This is a genomic window from Serratia sp. M24T3 (assembly GCF_000257645.1).
GTDB lineage: Bacteria > Pseudomonadota > Gammaproteobacteria > Enterobacterales > Enterobacteriaceae > Rouxiella.
On the sequence record NZ_AJHJ01000006.1, the window covers coordinates 215846 to 223289 of the forward strand.

General features: G+C 47.5%; 5 protein-coding genes. 1 reads left to right on the forward strand and 4 read right to left on the reverse strand.

Annotated features, from left to right (window positions below; all coding sequences use genetic code 11):
- Positions 1-21: 21 nt before the first annotated feature.
- Complete coding sequence (locus tag SPM24T3_RS07830) at positions 22-2301, reverse strand: FdhF/YdeP family oxidoreductase (protein WP_009636192.1); 2280 nt, start codon at positions 2299-2301, stop codon at positions 22-24.
- A 328-nt stretch (positions 2302-2629) separates the two neighbouring features.
- Here SPM24T3_RS07830 and SPM24T3_RS07835 point away from each other — a divergent pair, with 328 nt between their 5' ends.
- Complete coding sequence (locus SPM24T3_RS07835; RefSeq protein ID WP_009636193.1) at positions 2630-3331, forward strand: S1 family peptidase; 702 nt, start codon at positions 2630-2632, stop codon at positions 3329-3331.
- 141 nt (positions 3332-3472) lie between these two features.
- On the opposite strand, the gene SPM24T3_RS07840 is transcribed toward SPM24T3_RS07835, so the two are convergent.
- From SPM24T3_RS07840 to SPM24T3_RS07850, 3 genes are all read right to left on the reverse strand, one after another.
- Positions 3473-4945: an aspartate aminotransferase family protein gene (locus SPM24T3_RS07840; protein ID WP_009636194.1), complete on the reverse strand. Its 1473-nt coding sequence runs from the start codon at positions 4943-4945 to the stop codon at positions 3473-3475.
- Positions 4946-4962: 17 nt separating this feature from the next.
- Positions 4963-6345 carry a diaminobutyrate--2-oxoglutarate transaminase gene (locus tag SPM24T3_RS07845; protein ID WP_037377885.1) on the reverse strand — a complete coding sequence of 461 codons (1383 nt, stop codon included), beginning with the start codon at positions 6343-6345 and terminating at the stop codon, positions 4963-4965.
- Between the two features lie 483 nt (positions 6346-6828).
- Positions 6829-7444: glycosyltransferase (locus SPM24T3_RS07850; protein WP_009636196.1), on the reverse strand; the 616-nt coding region annotated here is incomplete at its 5' end.

Here is a 7444-nt window from a genome sequence, read left to right on the forward strand (position 1 = left end):
TCTACCCGAAGGGGATTAGGCTTAACTCACAAGGTGTTTTAACACTCTTACCGGCAACGATTTATAAGAAGGCGTACCGCTTTCTTTATCAATGTAGTTTAGTGGAATCAATACGTTAGCCTCTGGATAATAGGCTCCTACTGAACCCGGAGCGATGTTGTAGGCAATGACGGTAATATTTTCCAGTCTCTGATGACTACCCGCGACCAATGTTTCAATATCCACTAAATCGCCATGCTCCAGCCCGCGTGATTCAAGATCCACATCATTCATAAACAGGATATCCCGACGGCCAAATACTCCGCGATAACGGTCATCCATGGCATAAATTGTCGTGTTGTACTGGTCGTGGCTACGCAAAGTAATCATCCGTAGCATTTCCGGGTCATCAATAGAGATATCTTCTGTGATGCCGTCAAACACAGAGAAAATTGCCTTACCTGTTGGCGTTGGCCACTTGCGCTCTGTCGGAGGCAGAGGCATGCGAAATCCATTGGGCGCTTCGATACGTTGATTGTATTTATCAAAGCCCGGAATCGTTTTTTCGATCAAATCACGGATTAGACGATAATCCCCGGCCAGCTCAATCCACGGCACTTTAGTTTGGGGCAGGGTAGCCTTGGCCATGCGCGCGACGATAGCGGGTTCTGAAAGCAGCCATTCAGAGGCGGGTTTTAGCTTACCGGAAGATGCATGGACCATCGACATTGAGTCTTCAACAGTAATTGACTGACGACCGCTGTCCTGCAAATCCAGTTCGGTACGACCCAAACACGGGAAAACATAGGTTTCTTTGGCGACTAACAGATGTGAACGATTAAGCTTGGTGCCTATGTGTACGCTCAAATCGAGATTCTGCATGGCGGGGAAGCATTTTTCCGGGTCGGGAAGCGCAACGGCAAAATTGCCACCGAGACAAATCAGTGCTTTTGCGGTGCCATCGACCATTGCCTCCATCGCTTTAACGGCGTCGTGTCCGTGCTCTTTCGGAGGGGTAAAGCCAAATACTTGCTGAATTTTTTCCAGAAACGCTGCAGACGGTTTTTCGGTAATGCCCACAGTGCGATTGCCCTGAACGTTGGAATGACCACGCAACGGGCAAATTCCTGCACCGGGTTTACCGAAGTTACCTCTTAACAGCAGTAGATCGGCAATTAAGCGAACATTTGCGGTGCCCTTGTTGTGCTGAGTAACGCCCATGCCGTAGGTCACAATTGTGGCCTTTGATTTGGCATACAGCGCCGCGACTTTTTGCAAATTATCTCGAGTCAGGCCAGCTTCTTTCTCGATATCATCCCAACGGGTTGCTGCCATATCGGCGGCCAGCAAGTCAAAACCTTGCGTGTGCTCGGCGATAAAATCGTAATCGAGAATATTGCCAATTTCACCCTCTAGCTCCAGCAAGGCTTTAATAATGCCTTTCAATGCCGCAGCATCGCCACCGGCCTTTACCTGATAATAGGTTGAGGCAATATTCGTTGAGCTGTAAGTCGCCATCTCGATAATACTTTGCGGATCGGCAAAACGCTCTAGCGCTCTTTCGCGCAGTGGATTAAACACAATGATGGGCACATTGCGTCTTGCCGCTTCATGCAAAGTACCCATCATGCGAGGGTGGTTAGTGCCAGGATTGTGGCCAATAGAAATGATCAGATCAGTTTCATCAAAGTCATCCAATGAAACGGTGCCTTTGCCGATACCGATAGACTGCGGCAGGCCCACACTGGTGGCTTCGTGGCACATGTTGGAACAGTCCGGGAAATTATTGGTGCCAAATTCGCGGGCAAATAACTGGAACAGGTAAGCTGCTTCATTAGAGGCGCGGCCTGAAGTGTAAAACTCAGCCTCATCGGGGGAGTCTAACCCACGAAGGATTTCACCAATGCGATTAAACGCCACGTCCCATTCGACTGGGCGCAGGGTGTCGCTATCTCGATCATAAACCATTGGATGAGTTATACGACCATAGCCTTCCAATTCAAAGTCAGATCTTTCAAGCAATGAGCTAACCGTATTTTGTGCAAAAAACTCCGGCGTGACACGTTTGCTGGTTGCTTCCCAGGTCACGGCTTTAGCGCCATTTTCACAAAACTGGAAGGTTGAATGTTTCTCTTTATCTGGCCATGCGCAGCCAGGGCAGTCGAAACCATCTGGCTGATTAGTGCGTAAAAGCGTAGCGGGAGCTGTCAGATTATCCATTTGAGTACGAACAGCAATCGCCGTGGCTTTTAGAGCCCCCCAGCCGCCTGCGGGGCCATCATAAGGGTGAATGCCAGGCACTGAGCGTCTTTTTGTAGTCATGTTAACTCCTGATTGATAAAAATCACCTTGTAATCAATAAGTGTAATCACTGGTACGCAGGTTGCCGTGGAATTCACCATTAATAATGTAAAATGGTATATTTAGTTACAACATACAATGTGCTTTTATTAACTACTGTGCACTATTCAAGAATTAATAACGCTTTGATTATGGGTATCCTATCATTTCAGGCAGTGTTTTAGGGTTTTAATTCAATAGGTTAGGTTTAACTAATTATTCTGATGTTATATGAGAGGGCCTTTAAGGGTCTCCGAAAACTCGCACTGTTATAGTCACTGTCCTTGATTATCAACAATAAGAGTAAAGCGTGAAAAATAAACTGTTTTATACCGTAATTGCCTGTGCAGTACTGTTGTCATTTAATGCGAGCGCTGCCTATATCATGAGAGGTGAGCTGTCGCCTCCTACTGCCTGGGCCGTTCAAGTGATTGAAGGGGGGGTAAAAAGCTGCACTGGCGTCGCCGTTAGTGCGAAATATATTCTTACTGCACGCCACTGTGTGAACTCGGGAGCTGAGGTCACTGTACATTACAGCACCCTTGGCAGTAATAATTTACCGGCTAACGACGGAGTGAAAGTTGCGGTTAAAAATATCGCGTTTATTGACAACGACCATGATATTGCTCTACTACCTTTGGTAAAGGAGCATCCTCTGGCCTCTTATGCTCAAGTCAGCTTTGATTATGATGCTAATCAAGGCGATACCGGCTTAATGATGGGCTATGGCCCTCATGATAACGTTATTTATCCGCAGGGAACTACGACACCTCTGTATCAGGCTAAAATGACGGTACAAAACCAACCACGAAACATCCTCTGGGCAAATGCTGATACAGGTTCTTGCAATCCGGGAGACTCTGGTGGGCCATTAATTATAGGCAACAAAGTGGTGGCTGTGACTTCAGGGATGGAAATTGATACATCTAAATTCGGACGCTGTGGATATGCGGCTATTCGTGACCAGTTTAGCGATCATAAAAGCTGGTTTAACGCCGTGTTAAAAAAATAAACCGGACTTGTCCTGATATAGGTTGACACTTTTCAGCCTAGTAACGCCCGATGAACTTCATTGGGCGTCTTAAGCACCAATAAAAAAGCCGAAAACAGTTAACTATTTTCGGCTTTTGTTGCATAAATGCAGGATAGAATATTAGGCTGTCAGCAACTGCTGTGCGGTCTTGTCTACCAATGCCAACAGAAGCTTGATGTCTTCCAGCGTAACGGTAGGGTTCAACAAAGTCATTTTCAGGCAAGTCACACCGTTAGACTCGGTTACACCCAGGTTAGCGCGGCCAGAGTCCAGCAACGCATCACCAATTTTCTGGTTGAACAGGGCAACAGCAGCATCGCCGCTATTTGCCAATGCTTCAGGACGATAGCGGAACAACACGCTGGCCAGCTGTGGCTGCATGACGAGCTCAAGCTGAGGCTGTTCGCCAACGTACTGGGCAACTTCTTGCGCCAATGTCACGCCGTGGTCGATGATTGCAGCGTATTGCTTCTGACCCAATGCCTCCAGGCCCATCCACAGTTTCAACGCGTCGAAACGGCGGGTCGTCTGCAGAGACTTGGATACCAGGTTTGGCACGCCCTGAGCTTCATCAAACTCTGAGTTCAGGTATGCCGCCTGATAACGCATCAGCTCATAATGACGTGATTCTTTAAGCAAGAACGCGCCGCAGCTGATGGTCTGGAAGAATTGCTTGTGGAAGTCCAGAGTGATGGAGTCGACCAGTTCAATTCCGTCCAGATAATCGCGATACTTCTCAGACAGCAACAGCGCGCCGCCCCATGCAGCATCGACATGTACCCAGATCTGGTGTTCTGCGGCCAGAGCGGCAATTTCACGTAGCGGGTCGATTGCGCCAGCATCGGTAGTACCTGCTGTAGCAACGATCGCCAAAATTTGCTCGCCGTTAGCTTTAGCCAACGCCAATTTCTCGGTCAGATCGTTGAGATCCATACGAGCGAAGCGATCGGTTTTGACCAGCGTCACGGACTGATAACCCAGGCCCATCAAAGCCATGTTCTTTTGCACAGAAAAGTGTGCATTTTCAGAACAGAAGACTTTAATCTTTTTCAGGTCTCCAGTCAGGCCATCTTGCTGCACAGAATGTCCCTGGCGCGCGAAGAAGGCGTCACGTGCCAGCATCAGGCCCATCAGATTGCTCTGAGTACCGCCGCTGGTGAATACACCGGCGTCGCCAGGCTGATAGCCAACCTGAGTACGCAGCCATTCAATCAGCTTGATTTCGATGATGGTCGCTGAAGGGCTTTGGTCCCAGGAGTCCATGCTCTGATTGGTTGCGTTAATTAACACTTCCGCAGCCTGGCTTATTACGAGGCTAGGGCAGTGAAGGTGCGCAACGCACTGTGGGTGATGTACCGACAGGCTATCTTTTAAAAAGTATTCAATCGCACGTTCAATCGCAGCCTGGTTGCCCAGGCCTTGAGGATTGAAGTCCAAAGTAATACGCTCACGCAGTTCAGCAACGCTTTTTCCCTGATACATCTCGGGTTGTTGCAGCCACTGAACAACGGCTGCACTACTTTGGGCGATCGCCTGCTGGTAAGCCTCAGTGCTCTGCACCGAGGCGGCAAGGATCGGGTTTAACTTCGACATCCGGTCTTTAACTCCACTCAAACAGGTTTGATGCCAGCGGCAAGGAACGCCTGCTCAAATTTATCCAGGAAAATACCCAGTTCTTCGTTGGTGATCAGCAAAGAAGGCAACAGGCGCAGTACGCAACCGTTACGACCGCCACGCTCGAGAATCAGACCCGCTTCGAAGCATTTTTTCTGCAGCAAAGCAGAAAGCTGGCCATCGGCAGGGTAGCAACCCATGTGATCCTGTGCTTCGTTTGGTTTAACGATCTCGATACCAATCATCAAGCCCAGACCGCGAATGTTACCTATTACTGGATAACGTTTCTGCAGATCTGCCAGTTTGCCTTTCAGCCATTCACCCTGTGCCGCAACTTTATCTGCAAGATTGTTATCTTTCATATATTGCAGAGTCGTCAGGCCGGTTGCCATAGCCAATTGGTTACCACGGAAAGTACCGGTATGGTGGCCTGGTTCCCACGCATCAAACTGTTTCTTGATACCCAGAACTGCCAGTGGCAAACCGCCGCCAACTGCTTTGGACATCACGATAATGTCTGGCTCGATACCTGCATGTTCGAAGGCAAAAAGTTTGCCGGTACGGCAGAAACCAGCCTGAACTTCGTCGACAATCAACAGAATGCCGTGTTCCTGAGTCACTTTACGAATGCGCTGTAACCACTCGACAGGAGCCGGGTTAACACCACCTTCGCCCTGAACGGCTTCCAGAATAACAGCCGCAGGTTTACGAACGCCGCTTTCAACGTCGTTGATCAGGTTTTCAAAGTAGTAGGTCAGCGCTTTTACGCCAGCTTCGCCGCCAATGCCCAGCGGGCAGCGGTAAAGATGTGGGTAAGGCATAAACTGTACTTCTGGCATCATCCCGTTGACTGCTTCTTTTGGAGACAGGTTACCTGTGACCGCCAAAGCACCGTGAGTCATACCGTGGTAGCCGCCAGAGAAGCTGATCACGCCAGAACGACCGGTGTATTTCTTCGCCAGCTTCAGTGCAGCTTCAACAGCATCGGCACCAGAAGGGCCGGTGAACTGCAGGCAGTACTCTTTGCCTTTACCCGGCAAAATAGACAGCAAATAGTCTGAAAACTTGTCTTTCAACGGCGTCGTCAGATCAAGCGTATGTAACGGCAAGCCGCTAGTAATGACATTTTGGATGCTTTGAAGAATGTCCGGATGGTTGTGTCCAAGAGCCAGCGTTCCCGCACCGGCCAGGCAGTCAAGATATTGATTATTCTCAACGTCGGTAATCCACACACCCAATGCTTTAGCGATCGCTAAAGGAAGTTTGCGCGGATAACTCCTAACATTCGATTCAAATTCAGCTTGTCTCGCCAAATAGGTTTCATTGTTTTCAGTAAATGAATTAGCACCTAAAGTATCAATACGGACTTTATCCGTCATCATATCTCTCCTACAACCGGGGTTATCACTAACGTCCCAATTGAATAAATGAATTTAAAAGTAATAGCTCTAGTTAAAGCGCGGCCAATATAGGACTTTTTGCGCTATAGCTCAATAATTTATTTTGTGTGTAGATGTTTACATTTTCCGGCATGTTATCAATATGTTGTTGATTATATAGATGTTAGCCTCAGAAAAATTGTTATACGTAAAAATTGAGCGGTAACGGGTACTAAAGATTCTCAGATTTTACGTAGCGCAATCAGTTTAGCTCAAAAAACGACCTGTTTCCTGGGGTTATTTTCTAATCCATCAGTAAAGGTCTGTCAGGAAAGGTGTACTTTTCGCAGATTTACTGTGCAATCAAAGAGGAGGGAGTCTTCGTCAGTGTCACTTAATCAAAAGCGTTTCAATCAGGATGGGAATTACGGACTAGGTGGAATGAAGACAAGAAATCCGCCAGAAGACTCTGGCGGAAAGAATTCAACGATGAGATTTATACTCGTCAGACAGGTAGGTGATACCCGCCGTTTCGTACTTTTCAATGTCCCTATCGAGTGAGCTGTATTGCTTAGCGTAATATGGGCCCACTGCATGGAAACATTTAACGTCTTTGATCACACCAGATTTTTTACCCAATCTTCTAAAGTATCGGGAAAGGACACCGTCTTCACCGTTGTTAAAGCTTAATTTGGTGAATCTTTCGAAGAAAATTGAGATCAGGCGATAGTCTTTTCTCCTGAATCCGGCACACCAACCTCCAGTTGGGCCGATTTGGAGGGTTAATCCATCCAGGCTAAAATCGGTGTACTCGGAGGCTGGGGGTTTAGCTCCGTTGGTATGTTCATTTTGTACAACATCGAGACACAAGAAACCGAATTTTTTGAAAGTGTTAAGGTATTTTACAAATACATCATCCACTGCATCCGGAAACTCAAGAACATCATCATCAACTTCAATAATGTAATCGCCTTTGGCCATAGGAATCAGCCGCTGATAAGCACTTAGTCCCAAATTCTTATCGTTATTGATAATTTTGATTGAGATATTTGCCCGGTATTTTTCATTAAAAGCGGCAAGGGTGGCTTGAGTATTATCA